This is a genomic window from Nonomuraea montanisoli (genome assembly GCF_013363975.1).
In the GTDB taxonomy this organism is placed as follows: Bacteria; Actinomycetota; Actinomycetes; order Streptosporangiales; family Streptosporangiaceae; genus Nonomuraea; species Nonomuraea montanisoli.
Genome location: NZ_JABWGN010000004.1, coordinates 22,830 through 43,634, shown reverse-complemented (window position 1 = coordinate 43,634; position 20,805 = coordinate 22,830). Strand labels below are relative to the sequence as shown.

At 72.0% G+C, this 20,805-nt stretch carries 15 protein-coding genes and 1 pseudogene; 10 read left to right on the top strand and 6 right to left on the bottom strand.

The window, feature by feature from the left end:
- The first annotated feature begins 60 nt into the window (after positions 1-60).
- Entirely contained in the window at positions 61-1,929 is a 1,869-nt protein-coding gene (locus HTZ77_RS09965; protein ID WP_175589229.1) for a glycoside hydrolase family 15 protein, read from the top strand.
- Here the strand turns inward: HTZ77_RS09965 and HTZ77_RS09960 are convergent.
- Together HTZ77_RS09960 and HTZ77_RS09955 are read right to left on the bottom strand one after the other, a co-directional pair.
- Positions 1,917-2,759, bottom strand: coding sequence for a class II glutamine amidotransferase (locus HTZ77_RS09960; protein WP_205302470.1), 843 nt, complete (start codon positions 2,757-2,759; stop codon positions 1,917-1,919). The genes HTZ77_RS09965 and HTZ77_RS09960 overlap by 13 nt on opposite strands.
- A gap of 24 nt (positions 2,760-2,783) precedes the next feature.
- Complete coding sequence (locus HTZ77_RS09955; RefSeq protein WP_205302469.1) at positions 2,784-3,056, bottom strand: hypothetical protein; 273 nt, start codon at positions 3,054-3,056, stop codon at positions 2,784-2,786.
- Between the two features lie 311 nt (positions 3,057-3,367).
- On the opposite strand from HTZ77_RS09955, the gene HTZ77_RS09950 reads away from it, so the two are divergent.
- Both HTZ77_RS09950 and HTZ77_RS09945 read left to right on the top strand, forming a co-directional pair.
- Complete coding sequence (locus HTZ77_RS09950; protein WP_175589226.1) at positions 3,368-3,862, top strand: DUF1269 domain-containing protein; 495 nt, start codon at positions 3,368-3,370, stop codon at positions 3,860-3,862.
- Between the two features lie 14 nt (positions 3,863-3,876).
- Positions 3,877-4,020 (top strand): hypothetical protein, encoded by a 144-nt coding sequence (locus HTZ77_RS09945; RefSeq protein WP_175589225.1) that lies wholly within the window; start codon positions 3,877-3,879, stop codon positions 4,018-4,020.
- A gap of 48 nt (positions 4,021-4,068) precedes the next feature.
- On the opposite strand, the gene HTZ77_RS09940 is transcribed toward HTZ77_RS09945, so the two are convergent.
- Positions 4,069-5,274, bottom strand: coding sequence for a response regulator (locus HTZ77_RS09940; protein ID WP_175589224.1), 1,206 nt, complete (start codon positions 5,272-5,274; stop codon positions 4,069-4,071).
- On the opposite strand from HTZ77_RS09940, the pseudogene HTZ77_RS48120 reads away from it, so the two are divergent.
- Both HTZ77_RS48120 and HTZ77_RS09930 read left to right on the top strand, forming a co-directional pair.
- Positions 5,261-5,557, top strand: a pseudogene (locus HTZ77_RS48120) (DegT/DnrJ/EryC1/StrS family aminotransferase); the annotation flags it as partial. The gene HTZ77_RS09940 and the pseudogene HTZ77_RS48120 overlap by 14 nt on opposite strands.
- Before the next feature lie 68 nt (positions 5,558-5,625).
- Positions 5,626-6,318: a hypothetical protein gene (locus HTZ77_RS09930; RefSeq protein WP_175589192.1), complete on the top strand. Its 693-nt coding sequence runs from the start codon at positions 5,626-5,628 to the stop codon at positions 6,316-6,318.
- Here the strand turns inward: HTZ77_RS09930 and HTZ77_RS09925 are convergent.
- Complete coding sequence (locus HTZ77_RS09925; protein WP_175589223.1) at positions 6,305-7,198, bottom strand: NADP-dependent oxidoreductase; 894 nt, start codon at positions 7,196-7,198, stop codon at positions 6,305-6,307. The genes HTZ77_RS09930 and HTZ77_RS09925 overlap by 14 nt on opposite strands.
- Positions 7,199-7,268: 70 nt before the next feature.
- On the opposite strand from HTZ77_RS09925, the gene HTZ77_RS09920 reads away from it, so the two are divergent.
- Together HTZ77_RS09920 and HTZ77_RS09915 are read left to right on the top strand one after the other, a co-directional pair.
- The gene (locus tag HTZ77_RS09920) at positions 7,269-7,874 is read left to right on the top strand and encodes a TetR/AcrR family transcriptional regulator (protein ID WP_175589222.1); all 606 of its coding nucleotides are present in this window, start codon (positions 7,269-7,271) and stop codon (positions 7,872-7,874) included.
- A 496-nt stretch (positions 7,875-8,370) separates the two neighbouring features.
- On the top strand, positions 8,371-9,066 hold the full coding sequence (locus HTZ77_RS09915; RefSeq protein WP_175589221.1) for a TetR/AcrR family transcriptional regulator: 696 nt from the start codon (positions 8,371-8,373) through the stop codon (positions 9,064-9,066).
- Positions 9,067-9,508: 442 nt separating this feature from the next.
- Here the strand turns inward: HTZ77_RS09915 and HTZ77_RS09910 are convergent, their stop codons facing one another.
- Complete coding sequence (locus tag HTZ77_RS09910; protein WP_175589220.1) at positions 9,509-10,834, bottom strand: extracellular catalytic domain type 1 short-chain-length polyhydroxyalkanoate depolymerase; 1,326 nt, start codon at positions 10,832-10,834, stop codon at positions 9,509-9,511.
- A 547-nt stretch (positions 10,835-11,381) separates the two neighbouring features.
- On the opposite strand from HTZ77_RS09910, the gene HTZ77_RS09905 reads away from it, so the two are divergent.
- The 3 genes from HTZ77_RS09905 (at position 11,382) to HTZ77_RS09895 (ending at position 15,261) form a co-directional block, all read left to right on the top strand.
- Positions 11,382-12,809, top strand: a complete 1,428-nt coding sequence (locus tag HTZ77_RS09905) for an endo-1,4-beta-xylanase (RefSeq protein WP_175589219.1) — start codon at positions 11,382-11,384, stop codon at positions 12,807-12,809.
- Positions 12,810-12,857: 48 nt separating this feature from the next.
- Positions 12,858-14,408: a non-reducing end alpha-L-arabinofuranosidase family hydrolase gene (locus tag HTZ77_RS09900; protein WP_175589218.1), complete on the top strand. Its 1,551-nt coding sequence runs from the start codon at positions 12,858-12,860 to the stop codon at positions 14,406-14,408.
- Between the two features lie 133 nt (positions 14,409-14,541).
- Positions 14,542-15,261: a carbonic anhydrase gene (locus HTZ77_RS09895; RefSeq protein WP_205302468.1), complete on the top strand. Its 720-nt coding sequence runs from the start codon at positions 14,542-14,544 to the stop codon at positions 15,259-15,261.
- An 83-nt stretch (positions 15,262-15,344) separates the two neighbouring features.
- On the opposite strand, the gene HTZ77_RS09890 is transcribed toward HTZ77_RS09895, so the two are convergent.
- Positions 15,345-20,804, bottom strand: a complete 5,460-nt coding sequence (locus HTZ77_RS09890) for an ATP-binding protein (RefSeq protein WP_175589217.1) — start codon at positions 20,802-20,804, stop codon at positions 15,345-15,347.
- Position 20,805 lies beyond the last annotated feature (1 nt).

The window sequence follows — 20,805 nt, the reverse complement described above, 5'->3', positions numbered from 1 at the left end:
GTGACCATCCGCGCGGCGGAGGCAGCCCGGCAGCGGATCCGGCGAGGGACGGGGGCATCCATGAACGACTATCCGCCGATCGCGGACCACGGCATGATCGGAGACCTGCAGACCGCCGCGCTCGTCTCCGGCACGGGGACCATCGACTGGTGGTGCACCCCCCGCTTCGACTCCCCGAGCGTCTTCGCCTCCCTGCTCGACAGCGAGCGCGGCGGCCACTTCCGCTTCGCCGCCGACCTCGACCTCATCGCCGGGGAGAGCGTCCGCCAGCTCTACCTGCCGGACACCGCGATCCTGGTGACCCGCTACATGGCGCCGAGCGGCGTCGGCGAGGTCGCCGACTTCATGGAGCCGAACCTCTCCGCCGTCCCCTCCGACCGGCACCGCGTCATGCGCGTCGCCCGGGTCGTGCGCGGCAGCCTGCCCTTCACCCTCGCCTGCCGCCCCCGCTTCGACTACGCGCGGGCGGCGCACACCCTGACCATGCTCGACGACGGCTCCGCCCTCTTCCGCGGTCCCGGCACGGACCTGCACCTGAGGGCCAGCGACCGCATCACCCTGCGCCCCGAGGGCGAGGACGTCGTCGCCGAGTTCACCCTCCAGGCGGGCGAGACGGCCGCGATCACCCTGACCGCCGACCGCGCCGGCGCCCACTCCCCGAGCCCGCTGACGGCCGCCGAGGTGCGCGGCGGCATCGAGGCGTGCCACGACTTCTGGCTCGGCTGGCTGCGCGGCTCCCGCTACCGCGGGCGCTGGCAGGAGATGGTCAACCGCTCGGCGATCACCCTCAAGCTGCTCACGTACGCGCCCACCGGCGCGCCGATCGCCGCCGCCACCATGGGCCTGCCGGAGCAGATCGGCGGCGAGCGCAACTGGGACTACCGCTACACGTGGATCCGCGACGCCTCCCTCTCGGTCCGGGCCCTGATCGACCTCGGCTTCACCGAGGAGGCCCACGCCTTCCGCACCTGGCTGCGCGACCGCCTCGACGCCGGCGGCACGGCCTCCGGCGAGCCGCTGCAGATCATGTACCGGATCGACGGCGACCCCCACCTGACCGAGGAGACCCTCGACCACCTGGAGGGGTACCAGAAGTCGGCGCCGGTCCGGGCCGGCAACGCCGCCGCCGACCAGATCCAGCTCGACATCTACGGCGAGGCCGCCGACGCGCTGGCCCAGGCCCAGGACATCGGCGGCATCCACGGCTGGCGGGCCTTCGTCCGGCTCCTGGACTGGCTGGCCGACACCTGGGACCGGCCCGACGAGGGCATCTGGGAGACCCGCGGCGGGCGCCAGGACTTCACCTACAGCCGCCTGATGACCTGGGTCGCCTTCGACCGCGGCATCCGCATGGCGACGACCTACTCCCGTCCCGCCGACGTCGTCCGCTGGACGAACACGCGTGACACCGTCTTCAACCAGATCGTGCGGCGCGGCTGGAACGCGCGGCGGCAGGCGTTCGTCCAGCACTACGCCACCGACGTCCTGGACGCCTCGCTGCTGCTCATGCCCCGCGTCGGCTTCGTCTCCCCGCGCGACCCGGCCTGGCTGAGCACCCTGGACGCCATGGACCAGGAGCTCGTCAGCGACAGCCTCGTCTACCGCTACGACCCCGTCGCCTCGCCGGACGGGCTGCGCGGCTCGGAGGGGACGTTCAACCTGTGCAGCTTCCTCTACGTCGAGGCCCTCGCCCGCGCCGGGCGGGTGCGGCAGGCCCGCTACGCCTTCGACAAGATGCTCACCTACGCCAACCACGTCGGCCTGTTCGCCGAGGAGATCGGCCCGTCGGGGGAGCAGCTCGGCAACTTCCCGCAGGCGTTCACCCACCTGGCGCTCGTCGCCGCGGCCATGGCCCTCGACGAGCAGCTCGACCGCGGTGACCGGGCCGACGGGCTCGCCGCCCGCCCCGTCCCGCCCTACGGGGCGTGAACGGGGGAGACCGGTACGAACGCGTGCAGTTCGTAGCGTCCGTCGTGGACGACGCCGTAGGTGCTCTCGGGGAGCTCGTTCCAGGCGCCCTTGAGGTCGCGCAGCGGTTCGGAGACCACGAAGCGTGACTTCGGGCCGAGCTGCCGCAGGGCGTCCAGCTCCGGGTGGAGCGCGCGGAGCTGGGAGACGCCGGTGGAGTAGAACAGCGATCTGGGCGTTCCCACGCTGGCGTAGCGGAACATCCAGAGCCGCTCGCCGTCGGCGGTGGCCACGGTCATCTGGACGGGGTCGTCGATTCCGTGGCGCCGGGCGATCTCCTCGACCAGGCCGACGGCGTGGGCCACCGCGCCCGGCGGGTCGTCGGGCAGGCCGAAGGTGAGCGCCAGGAAGAACAGCACCTCCGAGTCGGTCGATCCCTCGATGGCCGGGTACAGCACCGGGTCCACCGCCATGACCAGGTCGCGCTTGAGCCGGAAGAACTCCTTGATGAACCCGTTGTGCATCCACAGCCAGCGCCCGTACCGGAACGGATGGCAGTTGCTGCGCTCCACCGCCGTGCCGGTCGAGGCGCGGACGTGCGCGAACATCAGGGACGTGCGGATCTCGCCGGCCAGCTCGCGCAGGTTGCGGTCGTTCCACGCCGGCAGGATGCTCTTGAACACGGCGGGTGCGACGCCCTCGCCGTACCATCCGATGCCGAAACCGTCGCCGTTCGTGGTGTTGGGGCCGAGCCTGGCGTGCATGCTCTGGTCGATGACCGAGTGCACGGGCTGGTACAGCAGCTCGTCGGCCAGGATCGGGTCTCCGCTGTACGCCATCCACCTGCACATGGGTGCCTCCCGTCGCCTCGCCGGTCAGGTCCGGGGATAGCCGGGCGGCGGCTGGGAGTAGCCCGGCATCATGCGGTTGCGCGCCGCCATGCTCGCCCAGTGCAGCAGGTCCAGCACCACCGCCAGCGCGATCCAGACCCAGTCCCCGCCGCTGAGGTGGGCGCCGGAGATGGACAGGATGATGTACATGAGGGTCGCGAACGGCAGGAAGATCAGCCCGAGCAGGGGCCAGATCCACGTGTGGAAGACCGCGCCCACCAGCGCCGGCCGCGCGATCCAGAGGATGAAGACGGCCATTCGCGGAAAAATCCCGGCGAATATGGCGAACAAGCAACCCATGGGTGCCTCCGTCGAATCCCGCACCACCCGCGGAAAAAGCTGTCGGACCATGGTCAATGCCCCCCGTCCGGCATCGTAAAAACCGACTGTCGTCTCTCCGTCAGGAATTGGGCTCACCATGGGGAACGCGGGAGGATGCGCACAGGATCCCGATGAATCCATTGATGCGGCACGGGCGGTTCTGTAAGGCGTTTTACCTCATTGTGGCTATACGTCGGCCGAGATCCGGAAATGTCCCCATGGCTCGGTAACCCAGAAGGAAGAGAGCCATGAGCAATCTCATCGTCATCGCCTACCCCGACGTCGCCACCGCCACCTCGGTCCGTGACCGTCTCCTCGACCTGCAGCGGCAGAACCTCATCACCATGGAGGACGTGGCCGTCGTCGAGCGGCGCACCGACGGCAAGATCAAGCTGCACCAGAGCGCCAACATGACCGGCATGGGGGCCGCGAGCGGCGCGCTGTGGGGCGGCCTGATCGGCCTGCTGTTCTTCATGCCCCTGTTCGGGATGGCGCTCGGCGCCGCGGCCGGGGCCGCCGGCGGCGCGATGACCGACGTCGGGGTCAACGACGAGTTCATGCGGCAGATCGCCGCCAAGATGGAGCCCGGCACGGCCGCGCTGTTCGTGCTCGTCGTGCGGAGCACCCCGGACAAGGTCATCCCCGAGATCCAGCCGTACGGCGGGCACATCCTCCAGACCTCGCTCAGCCAGGACCAGGAGGCGCAGCTACGGGAGATGGTCCAGGGCGCGGCCGCCCGCTAGCCGTGGGGTGATCCGTGAGCGGGGCGGCGGCGGGGCGGCTGCGGCTGGGGCGCCTCACCGCCGAGCACCCCTCGGCGGTGGTCGTCTCGAGCCTGGCCGAGGCGCTGGCGACCGTGCCCGACGGGGTGATGCTGACCGGGCCCGACGGGTGGTGCTGACCGGGCCCGACGGGGTGATGCTGACCGTGCTCAACCCGCGGGCGCGCGTCAGAGGGTCAGGCGGTACAGCGTGAGCGGGCGGCCGCTGGAGCCGCTGGTCAGGTTGCCGGTGCGCTCGGCCAGCCCGGCCAGCTCCAGCCGGTGCAGCATGCGCCGCGCGGTGCGCTGCTGCACGGCCAGGCGGTCGGCGATCTCGCGGGTGGTGAGCGGCTCGTCCCCGGCGGCGGCCCGCGCCTCCAGCAGCTTCTCCAGCGTGGGGACCGACAGGCCCACCCGGCGCGCGATGACCGGCAGGTTGTGCTCGGCCGCCGGGGCCGCCGGCACCGACTCCAGCACGATGTCGGTGTCGGCCCGCAGCGACAGCACGGCCGCCACCTCACCGATGCGGCGCGCCCGGGCCAGCGCCCGGCGGGCCAGGCTCTCCGCCTCGGCCGCGCTGCGCCCCAGGCCGAAGCCGATGCGGACCGCGGCGTTCTGACCGGCCAGCCGCGCCAGCATGGGCAGGCAGGTGAAGCCGCCGGTGGCCTCGTGCAGCGGGCCGCGCGTGGTCACCAGCAGGTGCGTGCCGCCGCGGAAGGCCGCGATCGTGCCGCCCAGCGCGGCGGCCTCGCGCAGCAGGCCCTCCTCGTTGGCCACCTCGATCAGCCCGAGCGCGATCTGCGCGTCCTCCTGGGCCTGGCCCTCGGCCGTCAGCAGGAGCTGGCGCAGCGCGACGCGGACCGAGTGGACCGACGGCACCAGCCGCAGCACCTGCATCTCGCCGCGCAGCGCCTCGTGGACGCTGCTCAGGCAGGTGATCACCGGATGGCCGAGGTGGCGGCGGTGGAAGGCGATGGCGTTCCTGGAGGTCATCTCCGGCCGGTAGGGGAGCGTGCGCAGGGCGTCGCTCGGCAGGCCGGCCTCGGCGAACGTCGTCGTCACGTCGGCGGCCGAGAGCGTGTCGATGGACAGCCGGGTCACGTCCACGCCCTCGTGCTGGAGCCGTACGAGGGCGCTCAGCAGCGTCGCGCCCGAGTAGTCGACGAACGCCGCCGGGCGCGTCAGCACGCCGGCGTCGCGGGCCAGCATGTACGGGACGATGCCGGTGAACAGCCATCCCTCCACGGACGGGGTGTGCGCCTCGACGATCGCGGGCGCCTGGGACTCGTGGTCGTAGTCCAGGCGCAACGCGGTGAGGCCGGGCTGGTCCTCGCACGTGGCCGCGACGTCGTCGACCAGATCATGCGGGCCGACGACCCCGATGACGATTCCCACCCGCGTCTCCCTCTCCGCCCATTTCGGTCAAGACCGCAATCGTACTCTGCGGGCTGTCCCGGTGAAGTTCCCGTGGGGCGCCGAGGCCCGGCTGCTCGAAGCGGAGGTCGCGCGGATGTACGGCCTCCCTCATGCGATCTCCTGCAGCTCGGGCACCGCGGCCCTCCACCTGCCGGTCGTGGCGGCCGCGCCGAACCCCGAGGGCGAGATCATCACGACGCCGATCACGGACTTCGGGACTGTGGCCCCCATCTTGGCGCAGAACGCCGTCCCTGTCTTCGCGGACGTGGACCCCGGCGACGGCAATCTCGATCCCGGCGCCGTCGGGGCTCCATCGACGCCCCGGCCGCGATGGAGGACGGCACCGTCTACCTCACCTCCCGCCCCGACGGCACGGTCTACCGCCTACCGCCTACCGCCTACCGCTACCGGACCGGCGACACGGCGTTCACCAAGGTCGCCGACGCGCCCGCGCCCGGCGACGAGAGCCGGCGCATCCACCAGCTCGACGCCGACACGCTGCTCGGCTTCGCGGGCAGCGGCGGCCTGTGGTGGCTGTACCTGCGCTCGGGCGCGTCGCAGTTCGTCGACCTGCTGGGGGCGGGGCATCGGCCGGTGACCGTGGTCCCGCGGGCGCCCGGCACCACCCGCGACTCCCGCCACCTGCTCATGCTGCGCATGAACGCCCCCGTGGACCGCGACTTCCTGCTCGCGGCGATGGCCGCCGAAGGGGTGCCGCTCGACGCCGGGTACCCGCCGCTGGGCACGATGGACGCGCTGACCCGGACGGGGGCGCGCCGCCGAGCCATGCCCGGCCGCGCGGAGCGTGGTGCGGGTGCGGCAGTCGATGCTCATGGACGAGCCCGCCCGGGCCGCGGACGTCGCCGAGGCCCTCGCCAAGGTCCTCGCGGCCTGACGATCAGAAGGTACGGCAGATCTCTCGACCGATGTCCTTCGACCATGCCGGCCAGAAGGGGCGCAGGGCAGAATGATCCGCTCGTCACCAGGGTCAACGTCGCCTGGAGCGGCGCTAGACGAGGATGACGCGGCGGCCGCGGGTGTGGCCGGCGCGGCTGTCGATGTGCGCCTTCGCCGCTTCGGCCAACGTGTAGGTCTTGTCGACCGGGATGTGGAGCTTTCCCCGCGTGATGAGCGCGACGGCCTCGGCGAGTGCCTCCGGCACGCTTCCGGCCTCGCCGGAGAAACGGACGCCGAACTGCGGCGCGCTGAGATCGGCGATGGAGACGACCTTCTGCGGGTCGCCGGTCAGCTCCACGAGTTCGGGGATCACGCCGGAGCCGGCGAGATCGAGGGCCGCGTCGACGGGACCGAGCCGGCGCACTCTGTCGACCCAGCCGGGGCCGTATGTCGTGGCGAGGGCGCCGAGGCTGCGCAGGTAGTCCTGGTTCGCCGCTCCGCCCGTGCCGATCACCGCGATGCCGCGATCGCGGGCGATCTGCAGCACCGCGGACCCGACTCCGCCGGAGGCGCCACTGACCAGGAGCGTCTGCCCGGGCTGGACGCCGACCTGGCCGATGATGCGCAGCGCGGTCTCGACCACGGACGGATACCCGGCCGCCTCTTCGAAGGACAGGCCGTCGGGCATCCGAGCCCAGGCCGAGAGCACGGCGAACTCGGCGTAGGTGTCAGCGCCTTCGCCGAACACGCGGTCGCCGATGTCGATCCCTTCGACGCCTTCCCCGATCTCGTCGACCACTCCTGAGGCGTCCAGTCCGACTCCGGCGGGCAGGCGGATCGGATGGGCCTTCAGGATCTGGCCTTCACGGACTCTCCAGTCGACGGGGTTCACGCCCGCTGCCCGCACCGCTATGCGTACCTGGCCGGGGCCCGCGTGGGGTTCCTCGGCGTCGATGAGCTGCAGGACGTCCGGACCACCGAACTCGGTGAAGTGCACTTTCCTCATGCGGCAGACCATAGCACTAACGGTTAGTGTTTTGAAACGGTTGTGTTTTCGTGCCTGGTAGTGTTACCGCATGACCGAGCAGCCCGGACGCCGCGAGCGCAAGAAGGCCGCCACCCGCCAGAAGATCGCCGACACCGCCCTGCGCCTGTTCGCCGAGCACGGCTACGACGCGGTCGGCATCCGCGAGGTGGCCGCCGAGGCCGACGTGGCCGTGACCACGCTCTTCTCCCACTTCAGCTCGAAGGAAGCCCTGGTCTTCGAGCAGGACGAGGACTTCGAGCAGCGTCTCGTGCGCGCGGTCACCGACCGCCGGCCGGACGAGGCGCTCATCCCCGCCCTGCGTCGCGAGATCCACGCCATGGTGCGGCACTGCACGGCGGACGGCGCCGCCCCGCTGTGGCGCATGATCGAGGAATCGCCGGCGCTGCGGCAGTACGAGGAGGCGATGAGGCAGCGCCACGCCCGGTCGCTGGCAACGGCCATCGCTGCCGACCTGGGCTTGCCGCAGATCACGCCGACCTGCGGCGCGGTCGCGCGCTTCGTGGTCGACGCCTTCTCGGTCGCCCGCGAAACGGACGACCCGCAGGCCGCGGTGGACGAGGTCTTCCGCATGATCGAGGCGGCCTGGGCGGTCGCCGGCGCCACTCCACCTCCGCGGGAGAGCGTCGCGGTGTGAGGGGCGGGGGATGGAGACCGTGCCGGCCGAGAACGGAGACGGGCAGGCGTCTCGCGTAGGGAGCGCGCCCCGGGCGGAGGTCGCCGGTCAGCCGGTTAGGCCTGTAAAGGTCGTCGAGGCGGAGCGGTGCGGGCCGGGGGAGGGGCGGCGCGCCGTCCGTGGGCCGCCAGGACTGGAGGAAGTAGGCGAGCAGGCGGTGAGAGGCGGCCAGGAACGCCTCCGGGGACTGCCGCACGACGCCGCTGTTCGCCAGGAGCAGCAGGGTGACGTCGCTGGGACGGAAGTCGCCCCGACGTACCTGGTGGTTCCGTTGGCCGGTCACTGGCACGGCGCCGCCGCCCAAAGGGCACCCGGCCGGCAGCGTCCAAGCCGCGATCAGCCCCCGCCCCCCACTCGACCGTCTCCGACACCAACGAGTGATGACCAAATATGAAATTCCGTCGATCGTCTTTCTGGAGATTGACCGTATGTGGCATCCGGTCATACGGTGAGCCGCGTGGAACGACTCCGTGACCCCCGCGACCGGGCCGAACGCGCCACCCGCATCCTCGACGTGGCCGCCGGCCTGCTGCTGCGCCACGGCTACCGGCGCGTGACCATCGACGACGTGGCGGCCGGGGCCGAGATCGGCAAGGGCACCGTCTACCTGCACTGGAAGACCCGCGAGCAGCTCTTCGGCGCGGTCTTCACCCGCGAGGTCTGCCTCGCGATGGACGAACTGCGGCAGGCCCTCCTGGACGACCCGCGCACCTGCCTGCTCCACCGCTTCGCGCGCGTCTACTTCCTGGCCATCGCGCGGCGGCCGCTGCTGCGCGGCTTCCTGCTGGCCGACCCCGACCTGATCGGCAAGCTGACCGCCACCCTCGACGAGCGGCACGCCGCGATGGCCCACGGCTACTTCGACCTGCTGGTCGGCCACGGCCTGCTCCGCGACGACATGGGGGCGGAGGAGGTCGGCTTCGCCTACCAGGCCACGTTCGAGGGCTTCCTGCGCGCCTCCGACGACGAGCGCGCCTCCGAGGACGAGTGGGAGCGGCGGGCCGACCTGCTCGCGCGTACCGTGCGGCGGGCCTTCGAGAACGACGCGGTCCCGGACGACTCCGTGGTGCGGGAGGTCGCCGACGCGACCGCGGCGCTGCTCACGAAGGTGATCGACGCGGACCTCGCCGACTCCGGCGTCGCCGCGCAATGACGCGGGGGCGGGGACGGGGCAGCTCGCCGCGGTCGGTGGGGCACGCTGAGTGAGGCAGTGAGGCGGCGAGGTAGTGAGGCCGACGGCCCGACGCACCCAGGGCCGCCCATGCTCGGACGCCGCCCGATGCGCGCTCGAACGCCGCCTGTGTTCGCTGCCCGATGCGCGCTCGACTCCCGCTCGACTCCCGCTCGGACGCCGCCCGCGTCAGGTGACGACGGGCGGCGCGTTGACGGTGACCGAGTGCTGGCGCGGCAAAGGCCGTGCTGGCGTTGGACGCGTGCCGACGGTGCTGCGGCTCTGCGGTGCTGGAGGGCGAACGTGAACGCGGTGCCGAGGTGGAGGCGGTGCTGCGGTGACGCGGTGCTGCGCTCCGTGGTGCTGAGGTCAGCGTGGACGCAGTGGCGAGGGTGGAGGCGGTGCCGGCGGACGGCGCCGCCCGTCAGGGAGAGGTGCAGGGGGCGCCGTTGAGGGTGAACGCGGTGGCCGCGGCGGCGTTGCCGGTGTGGGTGGCCTGGAAGCCGATCTGGGTCGAGCCGCCCGGCGGTAGCGAGCCGTTGTAGGAGAGGTTGGCCGCCGTGACCCGGCCGCCGGTCGGCGTGAACGTGGCGTTCCACCCGGAGGTGATCGTCTGCCCGGCGGCGAGCGTGAACGCGAGCGACCAGCCGTTCACGGCGGTGGAGCCGGTGTTGGTGATGGTGAGGTTCTCCGTCAGGCCGGTGCCCCAGGCGTTGACGGCGGCGCCGACCCGGCAGGCGCCCTGCCCGCCCCCGGGCGGCGGGGTCGGTGTCGGGGTGGGAGTCGGCGTCGGTGTCGGTGTCGGGGGCGTGCCGCCGCCGTCGAGGCCGAGGAAGGCGATGGCGTAGGCCAGGATGCCGTCCGTCGGCAGGGAGTGGCCGTAGCCCGCGATGCTGACGCCCTCGACGGTGGCCCGGGTGCCGGCGGTCCCGTACCGGGTGCGTGTCCAGCCCGCGCGCGGCTGGTCGGTGGAGACCGGCGTCTGGCTCACCCCGTTCAGGTTCGTCCACTGCTTGATCTCTTCGCCGAAGTTCGGGTAGGCCAGCGTGGTGTCCACGGTGCCGTGCCAGAGCTGCATCCGCGGGTAGCGGCCCGCGTAGCCGGGATGCATCGCCCGCGCCCGGTCGCCCCACTGCTGCGGGGTCCTGATGAGATTGCCGCCCGAGCACTGGCTGTTCCACAGGGATCCGTCGGTGGTGGCGAAGCATCCGGCCGGTACGCCGGAGAACGCCGCGCCGGCGGCGAACACGTCCGGGTACTCGGCGGCCAGGACGTTGGTCATCATCGCGCCGGAGGAGAAGCCGCTGACCACGATCCGGGCGGGGTCCACGTTGTAGCGCTGCCGGGCGTAGGCGACCATCGCCATGATGCCGGTCGAGTCGCCGCCGCCGTCGCGCCGGAGCGCGGCGGGCGTGGACACGTCGAAGCAGTGCCCGTCGCGGGTCGCCTCGGGGACCACGATGACGTACCCGTACCGGTCGGCGGCGGTGACGTAGTCGTGGCCGACGCCGTTGAAGACCCCCGCGGCCGAGCCGGTGCAGTAGTGGACCATGAGGAGCAGGGCCGGGCGCGCCGCGACGGTGTCGGGGACGTAGAGGTACATGTTGAGGTTCGTCGGGTTGGTGCCGAAGTTGGTCACCCGGGTCAGCGACGCGGCGCCGGCGGGCCGGCCCACCAGGAACAGGCCCGCGACGATCATCGACGTCAGGGACACCAGGACGGCCGCCAACCGGCTCGTGCGGGTACGCATGCTCAAGCCCTCCCAGGCGTCAGCGGGGACCGCCGCGAGGGGCGCTGTGAGCGTTGACAACCATGCTGGCGATCACTCCTTCCGTGGGTGTGCGTTGCGGGGTGGTGGTGTGCCCGGGAGCAAACAACGGCCCCGCCGGACCCGTCAAGCGCCCCGCCGCGCCCGCCGCGCCCGTCGGGCGCACCCTCCGCCGTCCTGGCTGCGCGTCGTCACGTCGTCCCGGGCGCACGGTGATGAAAGTTTCATGCGCGGCCCCCGACGGAACGGCTGCGAGCGAACCATCAACGAAAGTTTCGGAGCGCGAGAGGCTGATCAGCCCAGTTCGCAAGCGTCTGTGTGGGCCGGGTCGCCGAAACTTTCTGTTCATACCCTTGACATGTTTCGGGGCCCTTTCCCACACTGAGGCTCCGAGGCGGCTTCCTCGCCGGAGTCGGTGGTGAGCGGCGGGGGCCGCCCTCTGTGACACGAGCCGGAGACGGGCCGCGCGTCGGCGCCGCGGACGCCGCCTCCCGCGCTTTCCCACGTCATCCAGCATGGAGGCTCAGACATGGGCGAGAACCCCTTACATCCGCGCGCAGCCACCCGGCCGGTGAGCGGCCGGCGCCGCGCCCTCCTCGCCGGCGCCCTCGCCGTCCTCGGCGCGGCCACGGCGCTGGCGGTGGCCGCTCCGGCGAGCGCCGCCGCGTCGACCCTGGGCGCCGCGGCGGCGCAGAGCGGCCGCTACTACGGCGCCGCGATCGCGGCCGGACATCTCAACGACTCGACGTACGTGGCGACCTGGGACCGGGAGTTCAACGCGGTCACCCCGGAGAACGAGATGAAATGGGACGCCACCGAGCCCTCCCGCGGCTCGTTCACCTTCGGGGCGGCCGACCAGATCGCCGGCCACGCCCAGGGCAAGGGCATGCGCGTCCGCGGCCACACCCTGGTGTGGCACAACCAGCTTCCCGGCTGGGTGCAGGGGCTGTCGTCCGCGAACGACGTGCGCACCGCGATGGTCAACCACATCAACGGGGTGATGGGCCACTACAAGGGCAAGATCTACGCCTGGGACGTGGTCAACGAGGCGTTCGCCGACGGCGGCGCGGTCGGCACGCTGCGCAGCTCGGTCTTCCAGCAGCGGATCGGCAACGGCTTCATCGAGGAGGCGTTCCGCGCCGCCCGGGCGGCCGACCCGGGCGCGAAGCTCTGCTACAACGACTACAACATCGACGACGCCAACGCGGCCAAGACCCGCGGCGTCTACAACATGGTCAAGGACTTCAAGGCGCGCGGCGTGCCCATCGACTGCGTCGGCCTGCAGTCGCACTTCGGGCAGGTGCCGGGCAACTACCAGCAGAACATCGCCCAGTTCGCCGCCCTCGGGGTGGACGTCCAGATCACCGAGCTGGACGTCGGCGGCTCCGGGTCGGCCCAGGCCGACGCGTACCGCCGCGTCACGCAGGCGTGCGCGGCGGTCTCCCGCTGCACCGGCATCACCGTGTGGGGCGTCACCGACAAGTACTCCTGGCGCAGCGGCGACACCCCGCTGCTGTTCGACGGCAACTACGCCAAGAAGCCCGCCTACGACGCGGTCCTGAACGCCCTCAACGCCGCGAACCCGAACCCGAACCCCACGCCGACCCCGACCCCGACTCCCACCCCCACCCCGACTCCGACTCCGACTCCGACCCCGGTGCCGGGGGCGTGCTCGGCGACGGTCGAGACGACCAACACCTGGCCGGGCGGGTTCCAGGCGACGGTGACCGTCCGGGCGGGCGACGCGCCGGTCAACGGCTGGACGGTGCGCTGGACCTGGCCGGGCGGGCAGAGCATCAGCAGCCTCTGGAACGGCGTGCAGAGCGGCTCCGGGTCCGGCGTGATCGTCCGCAACGCCGCGTACAACGGCTCCGTCCCGGCCGGATCCTCCACCACCTTCGGCTTCACCGCCAACGGCGCCGCCGCGGCTCCGGCCGCCACCTGCACCACTCCCTGACCCCCGCGAGCCCGACCGGCCGGACCCCGGACGACGAGGAGACGACAGATGCGCTTACCCTGGCGCCCCCGCACGCCGCGCCACCCCGACGCCACAGCCCCTCGGCCGGCTCCGGCCGAGGGGGCTCCCGAGCCCACCTCGGCCGCACCCGCGGCGTCCGCCCGGCTGGGCGTCCGGCGCCGGCTCGCGATCGGCGCGGTCCCGGTCCTGCTCCTGGCCTGGGTCGGCGTCGCCAACATGCCGAGCGCGCAGGCCGCGGTGGCGTGCAAGGTGGACTACGCCGTCGGCTCGCAGTGGCAGGGCGGCTTCACCGGCAACGTCACGATCAACAATCTCGGAGACGCGGTGAACGGCTGGCGGCTGGCCTGGTCCTTCACCGGGGGACAGCAGATCACCCAGCTCTGGAACGGCACCGTGGCCCAGTCCGGCGCGTCGGTGACGGTGACCAACGCCGGCTACAACGCCGTCATCGCCTCCGGCGGCAGCGTCAGCTTCGGCTTCAACGCCTCCTGGAGCGGCTCCAACCCCGCGCCCGCCGCGTTCACCCTCAACGGCGTGGCCTGCACGGGCACCCCCGGCACCCCGACCCCGACCCCGACACCCACGCCCACGCCCACCCCCACGCCGACCGGCGGCACCGGGACGCTCCCCGCCAGCTTCCGGTGGCGTTCCAGCGGCGCGCTCCTCGCGCCCAGGTCGGACGCCACGCACACCATCGCCGGCATCAAGGACCCGTCGGTCGTCTACCACAACGGCAAGTGGCACGTCTTCGCCAGCACGGCCAGCGCCTCCGGCTACAACCTCGTCTACACGAGCTTCACCGACTGGTCGCAGGCCGCCTCGGCGCCGCAGTACTACCTCGACCAGAGCGGGATCGGCACCGGCTACCGGGCGGCCCCGCAGGTGTTCTACTTCGCCCCGCAGAACCTGTGGTACCTCGTCTACCAGACCGGCAACGCCTCGTACTCGACGACCACCGACATCGGCAACCCGCGCTCCTGGAGCGCGCCGAAGCACTTCTACTCCGGCATGCCCGACATCATCCGACAGAACATCGGCAACGGCTACTGGGTCGACATGTGGGTCATCTGCGACTCGGTGAACTGCCACCTGTTCTCCTCCGACGACAACGGCCACCTGTACCGCTCGCAGACGAGCGTCGCGAACTTCCCGAACGGCTTCTCCCAGCCGGTCATCGCGATGCGGGACGCCAACCGGAACGCCCTGTTCGAGGCGAGCAACGTCTACAAGGTCAAGGGCGCGAACCAGTACCTGCTGCTCGTGGAGGCCATCGGCAGCGACGGCAGGCGCTGGTTCCGCTCGTGGACGTCGAGCGGCATCGCCGGGACGTGGACGCCGCTGGCGGCCACCGAGAGCAACCCGTTCGCCCGCGCGAACAACGTCACCTTCGACGGCGCCGCCTGGACCCGCGACATCAGCCACGGCGAGATGATCCGCGACGGCAACGACCAGACGCTCACCATCAGCCCCTGCAACCTGCGCTACCTCTACCAGGGGCTGGACCCGGGCGCGGGAGGCGACTACAACTCGCTGCCCTGGCGGCTCGGCCTGCTCACCCAGTCCAACTCCACCTGCTGACCCGCCGCCCTGGCGGCCGTCACGCCCCCTCCGGCGCGCGTAAATCCGCGCGCCGGGCGGGCCGGCAGGACCGGATGTGATCACTGTTACATATCCTGGCGCGCCGCCACGAGTCGGCGGATACTCCTGTCTCATGCCCAATAACATGATCAACCGCCGGGCGCTGCTGCGCGCCGGCGTCGTGGCCGGCGGCCTCCTGGCCGGCGTGACATCCCTGGGAACCGCCGCTTTCGCCCATGTTGCCGAGCCGTCGGACGACACCCCGCCGGACCGGCGGCCGTCCACTCCGGACGAGGCGTGGGCGGCCCTGCGCGAGGGGAACCGCCGCTGGGTGGACGGCACCACCACCCATCCCCACCAGGACGCCGCCAGGCGCAAGGAGGTGGCGCAGAAGCAGGACCCGTTCGCGGTCGTGTTCTCGTGCATCGACTCGCGGGTCGCTCCCGAGTTGGTCTTCGACACCGGACTGGGCGACCTGTTCGTGGTGCGGACGGCCGGGCAGACCATTGACCCGCTGGTGACGGGCGCCGCCGAGTACGGGCCGGCGGAGCTCGGCACCCCGCTTGTCGTCGTGCTCGGTCACCAGCGCTGCGGGGCAGTCACCGCCGCCGCGGAATCCCTGCACCAGCACAAGAAGCTGCCCGGCGAGCTGAGCACCATCGCTTCGTCGCTGCGGTCGGCCTACACGCGTTCGGGCGGCGACGTCGACAAGATGATCCGCGTCAACACCGTCGACGTCGTGAGCCGGCTCAAGAAGGACAAGCTCTTCGCCCCGCGCATCGCCAAGGGCAAGCTCAAGGTCGTCGGCGCCTACTACTCGATCGACACCGGCGAGGTCACCCGCCTCGTCTGACCCGCGTCCCCAGGAGGGAGCCCGGGAGGCCCCGGTCGCCGTGGCGACCGGGGCCGGCAGAGGCCGAGCAAGCGGGGCGGGGGTCAGCGCAGGCGCGACTCGATGGCCTCGATGATCCGTGGGCGAAGCTCCTCGGCGCGGATGACGGCGTCGACGGAGCCCACCTCGACCGCGCGCCGGATGTTGTGCACGCGGTCGAACTCGGCTGCCACCTCGCTGAGCTTCTCCGCGCGGACCGCCGAACGGAGCTCGTCGAGCTCCGCGGCCAACGCGGCGCGGTCGGTGCCGGTGGCGGCCGCGACACGGGCCTCCAGGTCCCGCACGCGCGGGTCCGCCGCGGTGCGGGCGTTGACGTCGCCGGAGAACACCACCGCGGCGGCGGGGGCGCCGCCGAGCACCGAGGCGAACGACCCTTCCAGGGCGAGCACGGTCATGTCCGGGTTCAGCGCCTTGGAGAACACCACGAACGCGCCGCCGTGGTAGCGCGAGATCACGCAGAACACGATGGGGCCGCGGAAGTTGACGATCGCGCGGCCGATCTCGGCGCCGTACTCCAGTTGCAGCTTGCGCATGGACTCCGGCGAGCCGTCGAAGCCCGACAGGTTGGCCAGCACCACCAGAGGCCGGTTGCCGCTGGCCGCGTTGATCGCCCGCGCGGCCTTCTTGGACGAGCGCGGGAACAGCGTGCCAGCGGTGTAGGTGTCCGGGCCGTCGGTGGGCGGGAAGCCGTGCCGGGGGATCGGCCGTGACTCGATGCCGAGCAGGCACACCGGCCTGCCGCCGAGATGCGCGTCCTGCACCGCCGCGGTCTCCGCGCCGGACATGCCCGCCCAGCGTTCCAGCGTCGGGTGGTCCTGGTCGGACAGCGCCCGCATGACGGTGCGGATGTCGAACGGCTTCTTGCGGTCCGGGTTGATCTCGGCGGAGAAGATCTCGCCGACGGTGGTGAAGTCGCTGCCCTCCACGGAGTGCGGGAAGGTCGAGATGTCGCGGTCGACGGGGTCGGTGGTCGTCGTCCGTCGCGGTGTCCGCTCGCCCGGCGCCACGTAGGTGTGGTCGTAGTGCGACATCAGCACGTCGCGCGCGGCGGCCAGGTCCGGCGCCCAGTACTGCGCCTGCCCGTTGGGGCCCATCACGCGGTCGTAGCCGCCGATGCCGAAGTTGTCCTCGGCCGACACGCCGCCGGAGAAGTCGAGGGACTGCTTGCCGGTGAGCACCATGGCCGAGTCGGGGGTCATCACGAGGATGCCCTTGGTGTGCATGAGCATCGTCGCCTCGGCGTTCCAGTACGGTTGCGCGCCGACGTTGATGCCCGCGACGACGATGTTGATCTCGCCGCCGTCCTGAGTGAACTCCACGATCCGCTTGAGCGCCGCGGCCACCCAGTCCATGTTCTCCGTGCCCGATTCCATCGAGATCCGGGCTCCGGCCGACAGCGCGTACCACTCCAGCGGTACGCCCATCCGCTCGGCGAGGTCCAGCGCCGCGATCACCCGGCGGCACTCCGGCTCCGACAGCGCGCCGAGCGACTTCGTCGGGTCGCCGAGCAGCACGACTCTGGTGATGCCTTCGGGGTGGCGCGGTGTCGGCGTGGTGACCACACCGGCGACGATCGCCGCCGTGTTGCGTCCCTTCGGCCGCTGGACCGGCACCAGCGTGTGGTCGTCGTCGAGGTCGTGCTCGGCGAAGTCGCCGAGCAGGCCGGTCAGCTCGTACGGGTAGACGGTGTTGCGGCTGCTCGCGCGCAGCACCTTCTGCCGGTAGTCGTCCAGCGGCTCGATGGGCTCGTTCGACGGCTCGCCGATGGTCAGCTCGGGACGCCCGGTGGCGTCGAGGGAGACGCGCACGGCGATCTTGGTGAGCTGCCCGGTCTGCGGGTCGCGTTGCCGCGCGATGAACAGGGTCTCCTCCAGGCCGGCGCCCGTGGTGGTGGGCAGCACGCGCCGGGCGATGGTCTCGATCTCCGCCCGGGTGATGTTGCTGGGGGGCCAGACGTAGATCACGATCCGGTTGGTGTCGGGGTGCTTCCTGGCCGACCGCCCCACCTGCGCGCGGCGGATGGCGTCGACGCAGGCGGCGACGGCGTTCTCGGCCGTCGGCAGCGCGACGAGCCGGCCGTCGTGGTCACGCAGCTCGGTCAGGTCGCGTACCTGGGCGAACGCGATGAGGCGGTCGTCGGACGGGTTCCCCCGCGCCACGCACTGGAAGAGGTAGACCTCCTCGTCCGTGGACGGGAGCCGGGTGAGGTCGAACCTGCTCAGCCGCTCCAGTTGCATGCGCTGCGCGATGTAGGGGTGCAGGCCGCGGATCAGCCGCTGCTCGGCCATGCCGGTGGCCGACGGGCCGAAGGTGAAGTGGTGGTGCATCACCGCTCCACCACGGCCGGCGAGGGTGATGGTGATCCTGCGGACCTGGCTCGGCAGCGGGTGCGCGGCGATGACCTCGTGCAGCGCGGCCGCCATCGCGTCGGAATCCTCCGGCTGGCCCTCCCAGACGAGATAGATGTCCGCGTCGACGGCGTTCTCACCGTCGGCCAGCTCCGCCAGCCCGCGCAGCGCGCCGCTCAGCGCCTCGAAGCTCACCGCGCAGGAGACCACGCAGGAGTCCACGCGTCCGGCGATCACGAACGTGCAGCCCGCGGTCTCGCTGGTACGGACGCCGGTCAGCTCCTTGTTGCCGTAGTAGCGCCGGGTCAGCACCTCCAGCATGACCGCGTTGTCCACGTCGTCGCGGACGAGGCGCTGGCCGAGCAGGCGCACCAGCGGTTCGGTGCTGCGGACCATCTCGGCGATGCGCTCGGCGCGGTCCGGCGCGTCGGGGTGGGTGTCGAGGTGGCGCAGGTGCTTGCGGACGTTGGCGTAGACGCGGGCGCGGTTGCGGCGCAGCAGCGGCTGGCCGAACCAGGCGTAGACCACGCCGCGCGCCAGGTCGGAGACGACGGGGAAGCGGACCTGTGTCGCGGCCAGCAGCCGCTCCAGCGCGAGACCGGCGGGCTCGCGCAGCGCCTCGTCCGGTGGCGTCTCGCGCAGCCAGGCGCGCAGCAGGGTGGCGACGACCGCGGCGTCGGCGGACGCGCGGCGCTGGGCCAGGAAGATGCGGAACACCGCGGCCTCGAGCTCTTTGGTGCGCTTCAGCTCGGTGACGCCGTAGTGCCGCAGCACCTTGGCGAGCTTGGCCTGGAAGGTCTGCGGCAGCCCGGCCCGCTCGACGTCGAGGCTCTGCAGGTAGGTGTGGAAGTACTCGCGCGGGCTGCGCACGTGGTCGTCGCCGCCGCCGTCCTCGCCTGCCGGCCGGTTGCGGCTCAGCTCGGCGAGGTCGGTGAACACCTCGATGAGGTCGAGCTCCTCGGCCAGCGGCCGGTGGCCGTCCTCGGTGACCGCCCGGCGCGCGGCGAGGTAGTCGTCGAGCACGCGTTGCTCGTCGTGGGGATCGACGTCGAAGCCGAGCAGCAGGCTGCGCAGGTCCTCGTGGCCGCGCTCGGCGCGCTGCCGGGCCGTGATCTGCCCGGGCGGCGCCGGCAGGTCGAGGTGGGCGGCCGTCGCGGCCGAGGTGTCCTCGGCTTCGGCGTCGGCGAGCGGTTCCAGCCGGAGCAGCGGCGCGCCGGTCTCCACCTGGCTGCCCACGGACACGACGCATTCCTTCAGCCGCGCCTTGAAGGGCGCCCGCAGCACCGTCTCCATCTTCATGCTCTCCAGCACCAGCACCGGCGCGCCCGCTTCGACCTCGGCGCCGGCCTTGAGCGGAGTGGCGACGACCAGCGCGGGCGCGGGGGAGCGGACGACGCCGCCCTCGTCGCGGCTGATCCGGTGCGTCACGCCGTCGACCTCGACGAGGTGGATCGGCCCGTGCGTGCCGGTGAGCAGGCGGTATCGGACGCCGTTGACGATGATGTGCCCGGCGTGCCGGTCGAAGCGGTCGAGCTCGACGTCGAAGGTGCGGGCGTCGTCACCTGCCTCGACGCCGACGCGGAAGCGGCGGGCGCCGACCCGCGCGACGCGTGCCCGGTAGCCGACGCCGCGCAGCCGGAGGTCGAGCGGCCGGCCGCTCTTGTGCTGCACCTGCGGGCGTCCGCCGAACGCCGTGGACAGCAGCCGTTGCCGCTCGGCGCGTTCCTCCTCCTCGTAGGCGTCGATGGCGGCGGCCGCCAGCGCGACGGCGGAGTGGCGGTGGGAGATGAGCCCGCCCTGGCCGCGGACGCGGTCGATCCAGCCGGTGTCCGCGCTGGCGTCGATCACCTCCGGCTGGTCGAGCAGGTCGAGCACGAAACTCTTGTTCGTCGCGCCACCCTCGATGATCACGGTGGTCTGCGCCATCGCGCGGCGCAGCCTGCCGAGCGCCTCGTCGCGGTCCCGGCCGTAGGCGATGATCTTGGCGATCATCGAGTCGAAGTCGGCGGGGATGGTGTCTCCCTCGCTGACGCCGGTGTCGACGCGGATGCCCGGCCCGGCGGGGAGGTCCAGCCGCGCGATGCGGCCGGGGGAGGGGGCGAAGTCGCGGTCGGGGTCCTCGGCGTTCAGGCGGGCCTCGACGGCGTGCCCGCGCTCCGCCGGCGGCGAGCCTTCGAGCCGGCCGCCGGACGCCACGTGCAGTTGTGCCTTGACCAGGTCGAACCCGGTGGTGGCCTCGGTGATCGGGTGCTCGACCTGGAGGCGGGTGTTGACCTCCAGGAAGGCGAACAGCTCGTCGCCGGGGTGGTAGAGGAACTCGACGGTCGCCGCGCCGCGGTAGCCGACGGCGACGGCCAGCCGTTCGGCCGATGCCTTGAGCTCGGCGGTCTGCGCGGGGCTGAGCACCGGCGACGCCGACTCCTCGATGACCTTCTGGTTGCGCCGCTGCACCGAGCAGTCGCGGACGCCGAGCGCCCATGCGGTTCCCTGGCCGTCGGCGATGACCTGGACCTCGACGTGCCGGGCGCCGGTGACCAGGCGCTCCAGGAACACGACGCCGCTGCCGAACGCGCGGGCGGCCTCCTGGCTGGTGCGCTCGTAGGCGTCGGCGAGCTCGGCCTCGTTCGTGATCACGCGGATGCCGCGCCCACCGCCGCCGGCGGTGGCCTTCAGCATCAGCGGGTAGCCGATCTCGGTCGCCGCCGCCAGGGCGGCGTCCAGGGACTCGACCGCTCCCCGGCTCCACGGGGCGACCGGCACGCCGACCTCTTCGGCGATCAGCTTCGCGCCGATCTTGTCGCCGAGCTTGCGCATGGCCTCCGGGCTCGGCCCGATGAAGGTGACCCCGGCCTTCTCGCACAGCTGCGCGAACGCCGGATCCTCCGCGACGAAGCCCCAGCCGACCCACGCCGCGTCGGCCCCCGTCTCCACCAGGGCGCGCTCCAGCACCTTCAGGTCGAGGTACGGGCGCGCGGAGGCGGGGCCGAGATCGTAGGCGATGTCGGCCTCTCGGACGAACTTGGCGGTGCTGTCCACGTCGGTGTGCAGGGCGACGGTCTCGATCCGCGTGCCGGTCTCCGCGGCGATGTCCCGTACTGCGTGGATGAGCCGCATGGCGGCCTCACCACGGTTGACGATGGCGACACGACTGAACACG